Below are 18,518 nucleotides of genomic sequence, written 5' to 3'. Positions count from 1 at the left end.
GGGCATCCTCCCGCGCCTCTCACCCGACTCTGCCCCCGACACCCAGGGGTGCACGACGACAGAAGGACTCCGATGCAGACCGAAGACACCAGCACCCCGACCGGCGGATCCCCCCGCCTCACCGAGCGACGAACGGTGGTGAGGGGCGCGGCATGGGCGGTGCCCGTGGTGGCAGCCTCGATCGCTGCCCCGATGGCCGCGGCCTCCACCACTCCCCAGTGCGCCCTGCAGGACGCGCAGCGCATCGACGCCACCTCGACCACCGCGCTCGCGGCCCGCACGATCGCCGTTCCCGCGGGCACCCAGTGGGTCCGCTTCACGGTGGTCGGCGGCGACGGCGGCGGAAACCGAGAACCCTCGGGGGCCACCCTCAGCGGCGCGCGGGTCACGGGCACCATCCCCGTCGACGCGCTCGGCGGAGCGTCCGAGATCGTCCTCACCGCCGGATCGGCCGGCAGCACCCAGGCCGGGGGTCGCGGACTCGGCAACGGCGGGGCTCCGGGGACACCGGGCTACTTTCTCACCGGAGGAGGGGGCGGGGCCAGCGGGATCACCGCCGCGGGCTCCCTGCTCGTCATCGCGGGCGGCGGCGGTGGCCAGGCGGTAGTCATCAGCTCGAACGACTTCACGCGATCGTTCCCCGCCGGACCGAACGCGGCGTCCGGAGGCCCGGTCGGCGGCTCCGGCTTCGACGGCGGGGCCTCGCGCACCGACAGCCGCACCGGCTCCACCGGACAGGCCGTGAGCACGGGCGGAACGCAGACCGGGCCGGGGCAGCCCGGTGTGACGACGGTGAACGTGACCGAGACGGTTCTCGGCAGCCCGGGCTCCGGGCGCGACGGCGGCGCCGGCGCCCCGAGGACGCCCTCGAGCCAGCAGAGGAGCTACGGGTCCGGTGGCGGTGGCGGCGGCTACTTCGGCGGTGCCGGCGGCGGCACCTCCCTGTGGCTGCGCGGTGGCGGTTCCTACGCGGCCAACTCTGCGAACGGCGGCGGCGGCAGCAGCTTCGCCGCGTCCGGCGTGACCGTCGAGAGCTCCCAGGTCGACACGCGTTCCGCGACGATGGGCTACGTGGAGGTCGCCTTCTTCGTCTGCGCGTAGCACCGGCGCGAAGGCCTGACGGGCTCCCGGGACCCCCCGCTCCGGCGTGCGGTCACGGGAGCCCGTCGTCGTCACCGTCCGCTCCACCGTCGTCACCGTCCGCTCCACGCCCTGCCCGTCCTCCTGATGCCCGTACTGATCATACCAGTATGGGCGGAACGGCGCTGGAGCTCACCCCTCCTGCGGCTCCGCGCCGTCGTGCTGGAGGCGCACCAGGACGCGGCGGAGGTGCATCGCCGCGAGGACGCCGGGCCCGAGGGTCCGGGAGGTCGCGGCCGTCCGCTCGTCGACGACCTGCACGAGGTGCCGGATCGCGCGGGCCGCGCCTCCGATCGCCCGGTGCGCGGCGGGGGAGCCGGCGTCGTCGCGGTCGATCGCGTCGGCGACCGCCCGGCAGGCCTCGCTCAGCGGCGGGCCGAGCGCCGGATCGAACGGGAGCGCGCCGGGCCGCTCCCAGATGGTGTCCGCGAGGGCGCCGCTGAGGTCGCGGACGTGGAAGAGGATCGCGTCGAGCGTCTCGAGGCGGAGGTGGTCGGGCCGGGAGTCGCGGCGGTGCAGCAGCGCGCGCGGGTTGCCCTTGCGGCTCTCGTCCGCCTCCGCGAGGGCCGCGCGGACCTCCTCCGCCGTCCGGGCCAGCTCCTCGCCGTTGCGCGCCCACGCCTCGTGCTCGGGCGGCCACGTCTCCTCGAGCGCGGCGGCCAGCTGGCGCAGGTGCTCCGCGAGCTCGCGCTGGAACGCGTCGATCCGGGCGGACGCCGCCTCGACGGTGAGCCCGGGGGCGACGACCACGTTCACCAGCAGCCCCACCACCACGCCCACGGCCATCTGCACGAGGTAGCCGAGGGAGTAGTCCTCGGCGTCGGCCCCGCCGATGATCAGGACGAACAGCGCCGCCATCGGCACGTACTCGCGGCCCGCGCCGAACCAGCCCGTCCCCGAGAGGACCACGCCGATCCCGACCACGAGTGGGATCGTCCACCAGGTCGGGCCGACGGTGACGATCACGAGAGCCGCGAGGCCGATGCCGGCCGCGAGTCCGAGCAGGGTCTGCAGCCCGGTGCGGACCGAGCCCATCAGCGTCGGGTACATGCTGACGAGGGCGCCGAGCGGCGCGTAGTACGGGTACTGCTCCGCGACTCCGGGAGCGAGCGGCGCGACGGCCCAGGCGATGCCGACCGCCAGCGCCGTCTTGAGCGCGAGCATCAGGCGCGAGCCGGTGACCGCCTCCCGCCAGGCGAGGGCGGCGCGGGGCGTCCGGGTGCGGGGCATCCCGGCACCTTAGGCGAGCGGTGCGGTTCGTCTCTCCCCTCTTGACACCGGCGGCGGGGGTGCGGGGCGGCGGCTCGGGGCGGCGGTGCTGTTCATGAAGGAGGAAGAACGTCCGATCCGGCTCTCCCAGCCCGCGCCGTTCCGCGGGGCGCCGCGAATCGTTCCTGAGTTGTGAACGCGACCGGGGGTCCGCGGGCGGCGTGAGGCGATGTCACCCCCGCTCACGGGGACCGTTGAGTTTGCACAAACGCCCTGTTACCGTGAACAAATCGTGTAGCGGGCGGCGTCGGAGATCTCGAAGTGGAGGTCGCGCCGGATCCTGCGAGGCACGGCCAGTCCTTCTCCGAGGTCCACCGGGCTTCTCTCCGTGGCGTCCTCCGGCGCCTCTCCGGAGCCCCTTCGCCCCCGGGGGCGCGCCGCTCACGGTGCGCCTCCGGGCCCCACGCCGCCCCCTGACGATGGAGTCACGATGACGACCGCACCGACGCTCGCCGCCGTAGAGCGCCCCCGACCCGCGAGGCTCCGGCGCCGGCTCACGGCCGGACTGCTGATCCTGCTCGCCGCGGTCGTGGCCCTGCCCTTCACCACTGCCTCGCCGGCCGTCGCCCTCGGCGAGCCGACCTTCACGAACCCGATCGCGCCGGACACCGCCGACCCGACGATCGAGTTCCACGACGGCAACTACTACATGGTCGCGACGACCTGGGACAACCGCGTCGTGATGCGGAAGGCGCCCACTCTCGCGGCGCTCGGCACCACTGCCCCGACCACCGTGTACACCGACACGAACCCCGGCCGGAACGCCAACATGTGGGCGCCCGAGCTGCAGCGGCTCCAGGGTCCGAACGGCTGGCGCTGGTACCTCATGTACACGATGGGGACCGCGGGGAACTTCGACGGCCAGCACCTGCAGGTGATCGAGAGCGCCGGGGACGACCCGATGGGCCCGTACACCTACAAGGGGCGCCCGGTGCCGACCGACCGGTGGAACATCGACGGCGCGTACCTGGAGCTGAACGGCGAGCTCTTCATGACCTGGTCGGAGTTCCAGCCCGGGAACGGCCTCCAGAGCAACTACATCGCCCGGATGTCGGACCCGTGGACCGCGACCAGCACCGGCAACGTCCTCTCGGAGCCGGTCGAGCCGTGGGAGACCATCGGCATGCCCGTCAACGAGGGCCCGATCCCGCTGCAGAAGGACGGCCGCACCTGGATCGTCTACTCGGCGAGCTTCTGCGGCACCGAGGACTACCAGCTGGGCACCCTCGAGTACGACGGCACCGGCGACCCGGTGCTCGCCTCCTCCTGGACCAAGAGCGACGGACCCGTCTTCTCGAAGGCGAACGGCGAGTACGGCACCGGCCACAACGACTTCTTCGACTCGCCCGACGGCACCGAGACCTGGAACCTGTACCACGCGAACCCCGGCCCGAACGACGGCTGCGGCCGTCAGCGCTCGGCCCGCGCGCACCTCGTCGAGTGGACCGCGACCGGCGAGCCCGACTTCGGCGCTCCGCTCGGCACCGCGGCCCGCATCCCCGTCCCCAGCGGCGAGAACGCCCCGATCACCGCTCGCGTCGAGGGCGCCCCGTGGCAGCTCGTCAGCCGCAGCACCGGCCTCTGCGCCACCGTCTCCTCCGCGCAGAGCGGCGACGGCGCGGGCGTCGTGCAGGGCTCCTGCTCGACTCCGCGCGCGAACTGGATGCTCGACGCGACCGGCGAGGGCACCCTCCGCGTGATGAACGCGTCGAGCGGCAAGGCGCTCGGACCGGTCGGCTGCGCCACCGGCACCGCCGGTCTCCAGCAGTCCGCGTGGCTCACCACGAGCTGCCAGCAGTGGACGGTCGCCCCGGCCACCGGCGGCTACTCGACCCTGACGAACCGCACCAGCGGCAAGCTGCTGGAGGCGTCCGGCTCGACCGTCCGCCAGGCGGCCGCCACCTCCGCCGCGGCTCAGGAGTGGGTGCTGCGTCCCGCCGGGCCCGTCGCCGTCACGTCCTTCGTGACCGGCAAGTCCTTCGACCTGCCGAACTGCTCCACGGCCGACGGCGCCCTGCTCCAGCAGCAGGACTGGCTCGGCTCGCCCTGCCAGCGCGTCACCTTCGGCTCCGCCGCCGACGGAGCGCTCGAGATGCACCCCGTCTCGGCCGCCGCCAAGTGCCTCGCGGTCACCGGAGGCTCCACCGCCGATGGCGCGACCGTCACCCAGGGCGCGTGCGGCGTCACGGGCAGCAGCTGGCGCCTCCGCCCGGGCAACGACGGCACCGTCGAACTGCGGGCCGCGCACAGCGGCAAGGCGCTCGACCTCTCGAACTGCTCGGCGCAGAACGGCACGCGGATCGGGCAGTGGAGCGTCCTGAACAACGACTGCCAGCGCTTCCGCCTCTCGCTCGGCGCCCCGGCGTCGACGGTTCCGCTGCAGCCGGTGGCGACCTCGGCCGCGCGCTGCGTCGCCGGCAAGGTCGTTGTCACCACGGTCGTGAGGAACGCGGACGACCTGCCCGTCGACGTCACGGTCGGCACCGGCACGACGGCGAAGCGGGCGACCGCGGTCGCCGGCGGAGCGAGCACCTCGAGCGCCGTGACGATCCGTCGGACGAGCGTGCCGGCCGGATCCACGACGGTCGCCGTCGCGGGCACCGACGACGCCGGCCGCACCGCGACCGTCACCGCGACCCACCCCGCCCTCACCTGTGACTGACCCCCTCCATGCCGGTCGAGCAGCCGCGCAGCGGCGTATCGAGACCCCTGCGTTCCGCGCACAGGTCTCGACCCGCCCCTGACGGCGCTGCTCGACCAGCACGGCACCGCACCCCGAGCCCCTCCCCCCGAACCGCACCACTCCACTGAAGGAGCACCATGCCCCCCACCACCACACCCGCGCGGCGAGCGCCGCTGCGCGCAGCGCTCGCCGCGCTCGGCCTCGGAGCAGTGCTGCTCTCGGGCCTCGTCGCACCGGCTCCGGCCGCGCAGGCGGCCGACGCCGTCATCCCGCAGCAGGGCCTCCTCGCCGACTACCGGTTCACGCAGACCACCGGCAGCACGGTCCCGAACACCGTGAGCGGAGGCGTGGGAGCCGCCACCGTCCGCAACGCGACCGACGCGCTCTGGACCGGCACGTCGCTCCGCCTCACCGGCGGCCCCAAGAGCAGCACCACCGCCCCCTGGGTGCAGCTGCCCGCGAATCTGCTGACCGGCCGCTCGTCGGCCACCGTGACGATCGAGACCCGCGCCGACGCGTCGATGCTCTCGAACTTCCACTTCCTGTGGAACATCGGCAGTGACAGCACGAACCAGTACTGGTTCGCGTCCGTCCGCGACCGGGTGCGCACCGCGATCACGACCAGTGGAGGGAACGGCGAGAACAACGCCCGCAGCGCCTCCGCTCTCACCGCCGACCGCTGGTACAGCCTCACCTCGGTGATCGACGGGAGCGCCGGCACGATCTCGTTCTTCGTCGACGGCGTCCAGGTCGCCTCGGCGCCCACGGCGCTCCGCCCCTCGTCGGTGGCCGACCAGTCGCTGAACACGATCGGCCGCGCACCGTACCCCGACCCGTTCTACACCGGCGAGGTCTCGGCGTTCCGCGTCTACGACCGCGCGCTCTCCGGGGCGGAGGTGGTGGCCGTGTCGAGTGTCGACGCGAAGCCGCACGCCTCCACCTTCTCCCCGATCGCCGCCGCCGTGCTGGCCGGGGTCGCCCCGCTCACCGTCGACGACTCGACCACGAACCTGCCCGACTACGGGGGAGCGGTGACCTGGTCCTCCAGTGACCCGACCCTGCGCGTCTCGGCCGACGGCCGCACCCTCAGCGCCGACCGCCCCGCCGTGGGCCAGGCCGCGCGTACCTCGACGCTCACCGCGACGGCCTCGATCCGCGGGATCGTGCAGACCCGCTCGATCGCCGTGACCGTCGAGCCGCAGGTCGGCGTCGACACCCCCTACGGCTACATGATGGTCCACTTCGTCGAGGACTCCGAGGGCTACGCCGAGAAGATCTACCTCGACGTCTCCCGCGGCGACGACCCGGAGAAGTGGGACCCTCTCAACGGCGCGAAGCCGATCCTGGCCTCCGACCTCGGCACCACCGGCGTGCGCGACCCGTACCTGACCTACAACCCCGACACGAAGAAGTACTACATCATCGCCACGGACCTCCGCGTCTTCGGCGGCGACCGGGGCCCGAGCGGCTGCGACACCTGGTGCTACTGGACCACCAAGGGCAGCACGAAGATGAACGTCTGGGAGTCGAGCGACCTCGTGTCGTGGAGCGACGTCCGCCAGTTCGACGTAGCGCTCGACGCTGCGGGGACGAAGAAGCTCGAAGCCGGCATGATGTGGGCTCCCGAGGCCACCTGGGTGCCGGACTACGCGGGACCCGGCAAGGGCGCCTTCGTCGTCTACTGGTCCTCGACGGTCTACCCGAACGCGGCGCACACGCCGGGCACCGGATCCTCCCGCGTGCTCTGGGGAGCGACCACGGACTTCACACAGGCCACCTACTCGTACGGCGGCACCTTCATCGACACCGGGGCCGACACGATCGACACCACGCTGATCCAGGACTCCGGCACGACCTACCGGATCTCGAAGGACAACGGCACCGGCAAGGGCATCTACATGGAGTCGACCACCTCGGCGACCTGGTGGCTGCCGACGACCGCGTGGACGCAGATCCAGTCGCGGATCGGCGCGGTCTGGTCGGGCGGCAACGCCGGAGGGGTCGAGGGGCCCGCGGTGTTCAAGGACCACGGCGAGGACACCTGGTACCTCTACGTCGACGTGATCCCCGCGACCGGCTACAAGCCGATGGTGACGAACGACCTCGACGCAGGCTGGACCCAGCTCACCGATCCGGGCTTCTCGCTCGCCTCGTCGACCAAGCACGGCGGCATCGTCTCGCTGACCGCGGGGCAGTACGCCGAGGTCCGGTCGGCCGACGCCGCCTCCGCGGTCCGCTCGGACCTCGGCGAGGTGACGGTCGCCTCCGGCGCCGACGCCGCGGCGGCTCTGCCCGCCCGCGCCGACGTCGTGCTGGCCTACAACCGCGGCACGGCCTCGCAGCCGGTCACCTGGAACACCTCCGCGGTGGCGACGACGCCCGGCCGCTACTCCGTCACCGGAGTCGTCCGCACGATCGGTGCGAACGACAACCAGTGGGTGGGCGCGAACGGATCGACGGCCTACAACGCCGCCGACCGCCGGCTCTCGAGCTCCACGGCCGTCACGGTCACCGCGACCGTGGTGGTGACGGCACCGACCTCGACGCTCACCGCTTCCACCCGGTGCGTCGCCGGCAAGGTGGTCCTCACCGGAGTGGTGAAGAACACGGGCACGACGCCCCTCTCGGTCGTCATCCGCTCGCCGTTCGGCGCCTCGCAGACCCTGACCGCCGCCCCCGGCGCCAGCGCCTCGGCCGCGTTCACCACCCGTCAGACCTCGATCCCGGCTGCCTCGCTCACCGCGGGCGCCCTGACCGCGGCCTACCCGGCGCGCACCTGCTGACGCGCTCGCGCCGCTGACGCGGGCGCGCTGCTGACGCGCTCGCGCCGCTGACACCGAGACGGCCCGCCCCTGCCGAGACACCGCCCTGACGGCGGCGCCTCGGCGGGGAGCGGGCCGTCTCGGCGTCAGGCGCGGAGCGCGCTCGCAGGCTCCTGCCGCCCCGCCGCCCACGCGGGCACGATCGCGCTCACGACTCCGGTCACGGCTCCGAGCGCGATGCTCAGCGGAGTGAGAGCGGGCGGCAGCAGCGGCGACCATCCCTGCACCGCGGCGGTGGCCAGCGTCGCGGCGGTACCGAGGACGGCGCCCGTCACACCGCCGATGACTCCGACCACAAGCCCCTCGCCGACGAACAGTCGTGCGACCGCACCGCGGCTCGCTCCGATCGCTCGCCTCAAAGCGATCTCGGCCGCTCGAGCCTGGACGGACACGTACATCGTCGTCGAGGCGCTGATGGTCGCCAAGACGAGGAGCACGACCCCGATCAAGCCGATGAGCGCGCCGAGGTCGGTCGCGACGCCGTAGCGGAGGGCCCGCAGATCGGCGACCGTCTCGACGGTGAAGCGCCCTGGATCGCCCGGGTCGAGCGCCAGGGGAAGCGCCTCGGCGAGCGGAGCGGGGAAGCCGGGATCGGTCCGGACGAGAATGGTGACGGCGACGGACGGTGCTCGCGCCAGGATGTCCCGGGAGACGACGACCGATCCGTCGATTCCGGGCGCCCGCTCGCCCGCGATGAGGGTGCCCGCTACGGCGGCCCGGATGCCGAGGACCTCGACGGTGGAGCCGGGTCCCGGGGCGGCGGCGGCAAGGGTCGAGGCCGCGCCCGACCCGAGCAGCGCAACGGCGTCGGCTCCGGGGGTCGCGAGAAGACCCCGGGTGTCGGGTCCGACGGCAGAGGCGCCGACCAGGCGGAGGTACGTGGGGTCCGCGCTGATCAGCTGCAGCGGTGCGGCCGGCTCCGGGTCGGTCGAGGCGAGGCGCCGGATGCGCGCGGCCTCCGCTCCGGTCTGCGCGACGAAGCCGGCGTCGACCACATGAGGCAGCGCTCTGGTCGCGGCGAGCCAGGAATCGAGGCGCCCGTCCTCAGCAGCCAGGAGTTCCGCGCCGCCCGGCACGGTGACGCGGACCTCGTCCAGCGCGGCAGCTGTGAGCCGCTCCGAGACCTGCGCCGAGGCGCTCTCGCTGACTCCGAGCGCGGCGATGAGACCACCGACTCCGAGCGCGAACGCGAGGACGAGGAGGGCTGTGCGGAGCGGGCGAGCGGCGAGGGCGCCGAGGGAGTCGCCGAGCACGTCCGCCGCGGATGTGATGAAGGAGCGGCGCGGGGCCGTCTCCGGTCGAGGAGGCGGGGAGGGCAGCGCGCTGGTCGGTCTCGCTCCCGTGTCCTCGATGACGCGACCGTCGGCGATCCGGATGCGGCGCTCCGCTCTGGCTGCGATGGTGGGATCGTGGGTGATGAGTACCACGGTGGTCCCGGTCGCGTTCAGGTCCACCAGCTGATCGAGCACGCTCTCGCCGTTGGCCGAGTCGAGGTTGCCCGTCGGCTCGTCGGCGAGGATGAGGTCAGGTCTCGTCGCGACGGCCCGGGCGATAGCCAGCCGCTGGCGCTCGCCACCGGAGAGAAGACGCGCGTCGAGGTCCGCACGGTGGCCGATGCCGACCGAAGCGAGCGCGTTCGAGGTCAAACGACGGCGGTCTTTCAGCGGACGGCCCTGGATCCGCAGCCCGGTCGCCGCGTTCTCTCCCACGCTCTGATGACCGAGGACGAACGACGACTGGAAGACGAATCCGATGAGACGGGAGCGGAGGATGTTGCGACGCCCCTCGCGGAGTTCGTTCGTGGCGACGCCATCGATCAGGTAGCTGCCGTCGGTGGGACGATCGAGGAGACCCAGGATGTCGAGGAGCGTGCTCTTGCCTGCCCCCGATGGGCCGACGACGGCGACGAACTCGCCGCGGCGGACGTCGAAGGTGATCCCGCGCACGCCTCCTGTCGAAGATCTGCCGAAGGTGCGAGAGACGTCGCGCAGGCTGAGCAGGGGAACCGGATCACTCACGACAGCAGCACGGGGTCGCCGACCTCGAGCTCCCCGTCCGCCACAGCAGCCCAGCCGCCGCCGGAGCGCTGCACCGTGATCGGCACGCGTTCCGGAGCAGGGGCGCCGTCGGAGCGGCGTTGCACGTAGTCGCCCTCTGCATCGCGCCGGACAGCGATCAGCGGCACGGCCAATGCTTCCTCATCGACGCCGCCGCTGAGCACGGAGACCGAGGTCCCCGGGCCGAGATCGGCGAGAGCCGGGTCGGTGCAGGCCAGGACGACATCACGTCCAGCCAGCCTGCCTTCGCCGGCATCACTGAACGCGCCGATGGACGCTACTGTCACCGGAAGGTCCTGGATACCAGCTCGAGCCGTCATCGAGGCGCCGACGGTGAATCGCGCCGCAGTCGCGACGTCGGCGCGGAGATTGATCGTCTTCGGTCCGGTGCGGATGCTAATGAGCGGCGTGTCTGAACCGAGCACCGTTCCCACCCCGGCTGCCGACACGACAGTGCCCTCAGCGGAACCGGTGCCGAGGATCTGGTTCGCGGGAATGAACGACGTCTTCTTCCCATCCGAAGCGACGGCCTCCGGGAGGACGAGGTCGTGTTCGTCGAAGAGGCCACTCACAGCGTCGAGCGTGGCCCAGTCGATCGATCCGCTCTCCTCGATATCGGCGCCCGTCGTGTTCAGGGCGCGCTGCAGAGCAATGACGTCGTCCCCTCGGTCGTCGGCGCGAAGATCCCGGTAGAGCGGCAGCGGCCCGGTCAGAACGAAGTAGGGCACGCCGGCGACGAGCGCGACCAGGTCGCCCGAGGACACAGGCTCGCCCGTGGTCAGTGCCTGGCGAGTGACGACAGGAACACCGGGCAGTGATCGGGCGATGACCGGAACCGCAGGGCTCTCGACGATCGTTCCCGGGAAGGAGGAGCGGGAGTCGACGACCCGCCGCTCGACCATCGCCGTCACCTCGATCCGCTCCTGTGTCGAGACAAGGGCGTCCCGCTCGGGCGCGTGAACGGACAGTCCAGCAGCGAACGACGCGCCTGATGCGAGGGTCAGTACTGCTGCGAGGACGGCGATCCGCCAGGGATGCCGGAACCGTCGGAGTGTTGTCGTCGCGTCAGCCATGTGCGGCTACGTAGGCTCGAAGCCCGGCGAGCCGGTCCTGGTTCCGTGTCTTGATCCGGTTCAGTGCGGCCTGGTTCTGCTTGATGAGTGGCGCCTGGTACGACGCCTCGAGATCGCCGAGGATCTGCGAGAGTCCGGTTTCGGTGTTGCACTGCGCCTCAAGCGATGCGACGCGTATCTCCTCCTCTCTGTCAGGAGAAGAGCCGTCCGGTCTTATGCTGGTGACGAGTCCCTCACCCTGTTCCGAGTTCCAGCCGCCGCCACTCGTACGCGGAGACAGGCCGAGGCTTCGAAGGCACTGCGACCATTCGTCCCGAGCATTCTGCCATCCGGCATCCGATGCGGCCGCGTTGTACGAATCGGTCCGGATGCGGGCGACGAGCGAATCGACCGACTCCTCGTTCGTCGGGATCAGTGCAGCGAGTTCGTTGTCTTCGTCGGTCGAGCAGTCATCGACCGCCGACTCCCAGCCGGGTCCTCCGGCCTGCGCGTCGGCTTCCTTCGCAGCGTCGACGAGGGAGGGGGCGTAGCCGTAGCCGTATGCGCGAGCTCGGTCCTCGTCCCACAGTCCGTACGTTCGATCACCGGTCCCGTGCTGGGGGTCCTCTTCGACGGCAGCAGCCGTGTACTGCAGACCTCGTCGACTCATGCACTTCGCTGTGCTGATGTCGAAAGCGCGGTCGACGAGGAGCCCCACGCTGTCCGGGTCGAAAGGGTCGTACTCATCGAGAGGCAGCACGATCTCGCCGGTCGTGTGGTCGAGGAGTGCCCGGGCGGTCACGTCCTGCTCCCGCTCCACCGGCATCGATGAACAGGAACCCAGGGCGAGCGCCAGACCGAGACCGAGGAAGGAGGAGAGGGCGAGATGCCCCCGTGACTTCATACCGTTCCGTGCTTCGGTGTCGGGTTGAATCATGAGGAGTCCTTCTTTCGTTCTCTTATGTGATTCGGAGTTCCGCTTTCCGCCGAGAGTGGTCGGACGCGGTCGACGCGAGGAGGATCACTGCTGCGGGCGTCGCGACTCTCCGGGCTGCTGGAGCCTCCGGAGGGTGAGGGGTCCGTCAGCCATGCGCGGCCACGTAGTCGCGGAGTGCGGCGAGTCGCTCCTGGTTGCGGGTCTTGATCTCGTTGAGTGCGGCCTGGTTCTGCGCGATGAGGGGCGCCTGGTACGACGCCTCGAGGTCGCCTAGGGTCTGCGAGAGACCGGTCTCGGTGTTGCAGTGCGCCTCGACCGTCGCGAGGCGGATCTCCTCCTCCGAGTTCGAGGAGGCGCCGTCGGCACCCGTCCGCACCGCGTCCTCCTGCTCCACACCCCACTCGGACGAGCCGGAGCGAGGGGTCAGTCCGGCGTCCCGAACGCAGCTCGCCCAGGCGTCGCGGGCCGTCTGCCAGAGCGGATCCGCCCGGGCGGCACTGTAAGCCTCGGTCGCGATCCGAGAGACGGAGGAGTCGGTGCTCTCATCGTTCCCGGGCAGGATCGCCATGAGCGCCGGGTCGGTCTCCTCCTCGCACCTGCCGACCGCCGTCGTCCACGCCTCCCCGCCAGCGGCCGCGTCCACCGCCTTCGCGGCGCTGACCCGGGACGGTGCGAAGCCGAATCCCCACCGGCGGGCGCGTTCCTCGTCCCACAGACCGTAGGTCCGGTCGCCGCCGCTGTGCTCCGGATCCTCTTCGACCGACGCCGCTGAATAGGCGAAGCCCTGCCCCGCCATGCAGCGTGCAGTCACGGTGTCGAGGGCGCGGTTCCCGATCGCCGCGTTCGCGTCGTCACCGTAGTAGTCGTACTCCTCCAGGGGCAGAACGATCCGGCCGGTGGTGCTGTCGAGCAGAGCGTGAGCCGTCGAGTCCTTGTCCAGCGGAGCACTCGTGCATCCACCGAGCAGGACGAGAGTGGGGGTGATGGCCGCGAGAGCCGCGATCCCACGGGTCGTGGAGCGATGGCTGGAGTGTCGTCGGGTCATGTCCGAAGCCGTTTCTGTGAGGGATGGGGAGCTCGTGGCCGGGGGCTCGGGCGGGTCCGAGCGAGGAGAGCCGTCGCGGTGCAGGTGCGTCGACCGTGGTCTGCTACTCCCAGCTGCTGATCCTGTCGTTCCAGCTCTCGTTCCAGCCGAGGTCCGTGGAGATCGACTGGAGGTCGTTGTAGTCGCCCATCAGGCGAACCGACCGTCCGCGACGATCGGCATGCTCGTAGTAGCGACGAGAGTCGCGGTTCCTGATGGAGGACGCCATGTCGTTGGCACCTTCTCCGACGTAGGCCGTGTCGTACCCACCGTCATGCGCCCGACCCTCGTAGTTCCTGTGCTCGTAGATCGTCGCCGCGCTCGCAGCCTGAGCGCCGCTCAGCGCGACCACTCCTGCGGCGGCGAGTGCGAGGACGGTCGTGGTGGTCCTCCTCATGGTTCTGTCCTTCCCTGCTGTCCCGTCGCCGGGACATCTCCGTCTCGACGGCGTGCACTTTTCTCCTTGGAAGAGCTATGCGCGCTGGACCATCATGAGGGAAGCACGCTTTTCCGTCACGGCGCTGGCGCGCCGGGTCGACTCCATCACGGTGCTGCCTCCCCGATGCTCACTGAAACGTCCCGGTCACCGGCCTTTTCGCGGACTGGGTGGTGCTGGTGAGGGTGGCGCGGGCCGTCGGTGATCACCGATCGCGCCTCGCCGGACGGCCGTCGTCGTCGCCCTGGTCGGTGCGGGCGCCTCGCTCGCCGTGCACGCTGCGACCGGGGCGGGCGGGATCGCGGCCGCGACCATCGGTGCGCTCGTCGTGGGCTTGGCCGGCTCGTGGGCCGGCTCCTGCGGGTGACCCGCGTCCGCTCGATCCTTCTCCTCGAGCGGCGGGTGCCGGAGGACGGGCTCGCCGACGCGGACGAGCTCGCCGTCGCCTCCGAGCGAGCACGCACAGCCCGGGACGTGCACGACGTGATGGCGCCGTCGCTCTCGATCGTCCTGGCCCAGGCGGACGGTGGTGGCCGGTGGCGGCCGGCGAACCCGCTCCGCGGCTACACGGCGTCGGCGGTGCCCGCCCGTCCGGAGGTGCTCGGCGTCCTCTCTGCTCGCGAGAACGAGGTGTCCACCTCGGCAGCGCAGGGGCGGACCATCGCCGAGACCGCGCCGAGGCACCGCCTCAGCGCTGCCCGTAGCCGTCGTAGATCCGGTTCCGCCGCGCCCGCTCCGCCGCCGGCAGCCGCTGGGCGTCGGCGATCTCGTAGACGCCGAAGGTGTCGCGCAGGCGCGACGCCGCGTCCACCTCGATGAAGGTGCACCACGGAAGCCAGTGGTAGTGGCTCCGCAGCGTCTGGTCGGCGAAGTCGCCGCTCTCGTGTCCCAGGCCCGGCATCACGTAGCCGATCGAGCCGTCGACGTCGGTCGACTGCCGGGTGTTGCGGTGCAGGAGCTCCGCGACGTCGAGGTAGTGCTCGTCGCCGGTGAGCAGGTGCAGCCGGTAGTACGTGTACGAGCAGGCGGCGAGGTACACGTCGGCGCCGCCCTGGAGCGTGATGATGCTCTGGCCGCTGATGGAGTAGTGGTCGAAGGGGTGCGCCGGGTACGGCGTGCGCACCGGGAACCGCCAGGCGTAGGTCCACGTCTCGGTGTAGTCCGCCGCTCCGACCGCCGCGTCGAGCCAGCGCCGATCACCGGTCAGGTCGTGCAGCGCGAGGTAGCCCCAGAGAGCGTAGATGCCCGCCTCCTTGTCCTGGATGTCCGCGTTGCCGCAGGTGCCGCCGCGGTACTCCATCGACTCGAACGTGTTCTCGAGCGTCCACTCGCCCGCCCGCAGCGCCGCCTCCCGGTAGCGCTCGTCGCCCGTGACCAGGTGCAGCTGCACCAGGAACCGGATGACGCTCGGCGTGTTCGCGCGCGACTCCATCCGCACGGACCCGTCGGAGTGGTAGGCGCGGTGCCAGCTGCCGTCGGCGTTCTGCGCGCCGAGGAGCCAGTCCGCCGCGCGCGTGCAGAACTCGAGCCAGCCCGGGCGCTCGTCGCCGGCGGCGCGGAGGAGGAGGAACGCGTCGAGCACCGCCTCCACGCCGTCGGCCAGCATCCGCAGGTAGTGCGGGTAGGGCTCGAATCCGCCGAGGGTCGGGTTGAAGCACATCCGGGGCAGGCCGGAGTCGCCGAGCCCGTTCCGCGCCCAGAAGTCGACGATCCCGATCCCCTTCTCCCGCGCGGACGCCGACCCCTCCTTCTCGCCGTACCGGAGCAGCTGGTAGCCGATCCCCGGCTGCTGCCCGACGAAGCCGAACTGGAACGAGACGCTCGAGACGTCCATGTCCGGCAGCTGGCAGGCGAACGGGAGCCCCCACGCGTCCCCGTAGCGGCGCGTGTACCGCTCGAGGATCGCCATGCCGTGGTGGAAGTGCTGCTCGTTGTCGACCTCGAACAGGTCGTCGCGCAGACGCGTGTACGCCTGCCGCCACACGTCGCGCATCATCGGCGGGTACCCGTCGTGGCGGCCGAGCGTCAGGGCGACGGAGTAGCGCTGGACGAACCCCTGCGTCACCGGGTGGTTCACGCGGCGGAAGGCGCGCGGCTGCTCGTCGTAGTCGAGCCCTGCGTAGGGGTTGTCGGAGGGCAGCTGGCCCTCGGCGCCCGGGTACACGTAGTCGAGGGAGAGGCCGGACGCCTCGTCGGAGCCGAGTCAGCACGTCGTTCTTCGATGCCTCTCGCAACCGGTTGAGTGAGGCCCGGGGTCAGGGAACACGGCGAAGTTGAAGGGTGCTGCTTTGACCGGAGGCCCGACGCGTTAAGAGGCGGGCATGTCGTCTCACCGCCGCCGCCGACGCCGCCGCCCGCTCCGCCCGGGCCGTCCCACATCCGGGGCACGGCAGGCTGTACGGATGAGCGCGCCTGGAACCACCGACCCCCTCGACCGCGTCCGCGTGCGCGGCGCCCGCGAGAACAACCTCCGGAGCATCGATGTCGACGTGCCGCGCGACGCCCTCGTCGCCTTCACGGGGGTCTCCGGATCGGGCAAGAGCTCGCTCGCCTTCGGCACGCTCTACGCGGAGGCGCAGCGCCGCTACTTCGAGTCTGTCGCCCCTTACGCGCGGCGGCTGATCGACCAGGTCGGCGTGCCGGACGTCGACTCGATCGAGGGCCTGCCTCCGGCCGTCGCCCTCCCGCAGCGGCGCTCCGGCGGCTCGGCCCGCTCCACGGTCGGCAGCGCGACGACGCTCTCGAGCGTGGTGCGGATGGTGTTCTCGCGCATCGGCGCCTACCCCGAGGGCGCGCCGATGCTGCTCGCGGAGGACTTCTCCGCCAACACCGTGCAGGGCGCGTGCCCGAGCTGCCACGGCATCGGCCGGGTCTACGACGTCCCCGACGAGCTGATGGTGCCGGACGACTCCCTCTCGATCCGCGACGGAGCGCTCGCCGCCTGGCCGACCGCCTGGCACGGCAAGCAGCTGCGCGACAGCCTGATCTCGCTCGGCCACGACATCGACGCTCCGTGGCGCGACCTGCCCGCCGAGGACCGCGACTGGATCCTGCACACGCCCGACTCCCCGCAGGTGCCCGTCTGGACCGACCGCTCGCCCGCGGAGGTGCGCGCCTCCGTCGCCGCCGGGGACGAGCCGCGCTACATGAGCACGTTCCTCGGGGTGCGCCGCTACGTGCTCGACACCTTCGCCGGCTCGAAGAGCGCCCGGATGCGCGAGCGGGCGGCCTCGTTCGTCGTCAGCGTCGCCTGCCCGGTGTGCGGCGGGCGGAGGCTGAAGCCCGACGCGCTCGCCGTCACGTTCGAGGGGCTCGACATCACCGAGCTGTCGGCGCTGCCCCTCGAGGAGCTGGTCGTGCTCGCCCGGCGCGTGCTCGAGCCCGGGTGGACCCCGGCCGACGGAGCGCCGCAGACCCGGCTGGCCGCTCAGCGCCTGGTCGAGGACCTCGTCGGCCGCCTCGCTCCGATCGTCGACCTGGGCCTCGGCCACCTCTCGCTCGACCGCTCCACGCCGACGCTCTCCTCGGGTGAGCTCCAGCGGATGCGCCTCGCGACGCAGGTGCTCTCGCGCCTCTTCGGCGTCGTCTTCGTGCTCGACGAGCCGTCGACGGGCCTGCACCCCGCCGACACGGAGGCGCTGCTGGGCATCCTGCGGACCCTGCGGGCGACCGGCAACACCGTCTTCTTCGTCGAGCACTCCCTCGACGTCATCCGCGAGGCCGACTGGATCGTCGACATCGGCCCGGGCGCGGGGTCCGGCGGCGGCACCGTCGTCTACTCCGGCCCGCTCGACGGCCTGCCGAGCGCCCGCGGCTCCGTCACCCGCCGCTACCTCTTCCCCGAGGGCGACCCGGCGCCGCTGCGCTCCCGCCGCACCGCGGAGCAGTGGATCGACCTCGCCGGAGTCTCGCGGCACACCCTCGACGACCTCTCCGTCGCGTTCCCGGTCGGGGTGCTCACCGCGGTCACCGGCGTCTCCGGATCGGGCAAGTCGACGCTCGTGAACCAGGCGCTGCCCGATCTGCTGCGCGCCTCGCTCCGCGCCGACGTCGCCGAGGACGCGCCGGCCGAGGAGGGCGGGGAGGCGGACCCGCTGCTCGACGCGGCCGCGGCGGCGACCCGCGGCACCGCCTCCGGGCCCGCGGACCGCCTGCGCCGGGTGGTGCAGGTGACCCAGACCCCGATCGGCCGGACCTCGCGCTCGAACGTCGCGACCTACACGGGGCTGTTCGACCGGGTGCGGACGCTGTTCGCGGCCACCCCGGAGGCCAAGCGCCGCCGCTTCTCGGCGAGCCGCTTCTCCTTCAACCTGCCCAGCGGGCGCTGCCCCGTCTGCAAGGGCGAGGGCTCCGTGGAGGTGGAGCTGCTGTTCCTCCCGACCGTCGAGGCGCCCTGCACGGCGTGCGGCGGGACGCGGTACAACGACGAGACCCTCGAGGTCACCCTGGGCGGCCGGACGATCGCCGACGTCCTCGCGCTGAGCGTCGCCGATGCGCGCGAGGCCTTCGCCGAGGACCGCGAGGTCGCCCGCCACCTCGACGCGCTGGTGGACGTGGGGCTCGGCTACGTCTCGCTCGGCCAGCCGGCGCCCGAGCTGTCCGGGGGAGAGGCGCAGCGGGTGAAGCTCGCCTCGGAGCTGCGCCGCGCCCAGCGCGGGGACACGCTGTACCTGCTCGACGAGCCGACCTCGGGCCTGCATCCTGCTGACGCCGACCGCCTGCTCGAGCACCTGCAGCACCTGGTCGACGCGGGCAACACGGTGATCGTGGTCGAGCACGACATGCGCGTCGTCGCCGACGCGGACTGGGTCGTGGACCTCGGCCCGGGGGCGGGCCTGGCCGGCGGCTCGGTGGTCGCGACGGGCACTCCGGAGGAGGTCGCGGAGGCCGCGGGAAGCCGGACCGCTCCGTACCTCCGGGCGGCTCTGGACCGGCGCCGCTGAGAGCTCGAGATCCTGTCGGTCCTCTCACCGAAACCTCACCGAAAGCTCTTGTTAACGGTAACATTCGAGGCGGCCCGCCCCCCTGGGCCGGATTT

General features: G+C 72.0%; 11 protein-coding genes. 4 read left to right on the top strand and 7 right to left on the bottom strand.

The window, feature by feature from the left end; translation table 11 throughout:
* Nucleotides 1–72 precede the first annotated feature (72 nt).
* Nucleotides 73–1,101 (top strand): hypothetical protein, encoded by a 1,029-nt coding sequence (locus C5D44_RS05240; protein WP_146082642.1) that lies wholly within the window; start codon nt 73–75, stop codon nt 1,099–1,101.
* 171 nt (nt 1,102–1,272) lie between these two features.
* Here the strand turns inward: C5D44_RS05240 and C5D44_RS05235 are convergent, their stop codons facing one another.
* Nucleotides 1,273–2,370: an aromatic acid exporter family protein gene (locus C5D44_RS05235; RefSeq protein WP_104281057.1), complete on the bottom strand. Its 1,098-nt coding sequence runs from the start codon at nt 2,368–2,370 to the stop codon at nt 1,273–1,275.
* A 469-nt stretch (nt 2,371–2,839) separates the two neighbouring features.
* On the opposite strand from C5D44_RS05235, the gene C5D44_RS05230 reads away from it, so the two are divergent.
* Nucleotides 2,840–5,071 carry a family 43 glycosylhydrolase gene (locus C5D44_RS05230; protein WP_104281056.1) on the top strand — a complete coding sequence of 744 codons (2,232 nt, stop codon included), beginning with the start codon at nt 2,840–2,842 and terminating at the stop codon, nt 5,069–5,071.
* Between the two features lie 158 nt (nt 5,072–5,229).
* Nucleotides 5,230–7,875, top strand: coding sequence for a LamG-like jellyroll fold domain-containing protein (locus C5D44_RS05225; protein ID WP_104275923.1), 2,646 nt, complete (start codon nt 5,230–5,232; stop codon nt 7,873–7,875).
* Nucleotides 7,876–8,000: 125 nt separating this feature from the next.
* On the opposite strand, the gene C5D44_RS05220 is transcribed toward C5D44_RS05225, so the two are convergent.
* The 6 genes from C5D44_RS05220 to C5D44_RS18395 all read right to left on the bottom strand — a co-directional run bounded on the left by C5D44_RS05220 (nt 8,001) and on the right by C5D44_RS18395 (nt 15,644).
* A complete protein-coding gene (locus C5D44_RS05220; RefSeq protein ID WP_146087981.1) occupies nt 8,001–9,860 on the bottom strand; it encodes an ATP-binding cassette domain-containing protein in 1,860 nt (619 codons plus the stop codon).
* Nucleotides 9,861–9,928: 68 nt separating this feature from the next.
* On the bottom strand, nt 9,929–11,044 hold the full coding sequence (locus C5D44_RS05215) for a hypothetical protein (RefSeq protein ID WP_146082502.1): 1,116 nt from the start codon (nt 11,042–11,044) through the stop codon (nt 9,929–9,931).
* Entirely contained in the window at nt 11,037–11,960 is a 924-nt protein-coding gene (locus C5D44_RS05210; protein ID WP_146087980.1) for a hypothetical protein, read from the bottom strand. Before C5D44_RS05210 ends, C5D44_RS05215 begins: the two co-directional genes overlap by 8 nt.
* Before the next feature lie 145 nt (nt 11,961–12,105).
* Nucleotides 12,106–13,005 (bottom strand): hypothetical protein, encoded by a 900-nt coding sequence (locus tag C5D44_RS05205; RefSeq protein WP_104281052.1) that lies wholly within the window; start codon nt 13,003–13,005, stop codon nt 12,106–12,108.
* A gap of 103 nt (nt 13,006–13,108) precedes the next feature.
* Nucleotides 13,109–13,441 carry a peptidase inhibitor family I36 protein gene (locus C5D44_RS05200; protein WP_104275918.1) on the bottom strand — a complete coding sequence of 111 codons (333 nt, stop codon included), beginning with the start codon at nt 13,439–13,441 and terminating at the stop codon, nt 13,109–13,111.
* Nucleotides 13,442–14,168: 727 nt separating this feature from the next.
* Nucleotides 14,169–15,644: a hypothetical protein gene (locus C5D44_RS18395; protein ID WP_258067889.1), complete on the bottom strand. Its 1,476-nt coding sequence runs from the start codon at nt 15,642–15,644 to the stop codon at nt 14,169–14,171.
* A 238-nt stretch (nt 15,645–15,882) separates the two neighbouring features.
* Between C5D44_RS18395 and C5D44_RS05190 the strand changes: the two genes are divergently transcribed.
* Nucleotides 15,883–18,423, top strand: coding sequence for an excinuclease ABC subunit UvrA (locus tag C5D44_RS05190; RefSeq protein WP_104281051.1), 2,541 nt, complete (start codon nt 15,883–15,885; stop codon nt 18,421–18,423).
* The last annotated feature ends 95 nt before the right edge of the window (nt 18,424–18,518 follow it).

The sequence above is a fragment of the Rathayibacter sp. AY1B5 genome (assembly GCF_002932795.1).
Taxonomy (GTDB): domain Bacteria; phylum Actinomycetota; class Actinomycetes; order Actinomycetales; family Microbacteriaceae; genus Rathayibacter.
Note: the sequence above shows the minus strand (reverse complement) of the source record. Positions and strands in the feature narration are given on the sequence as shown.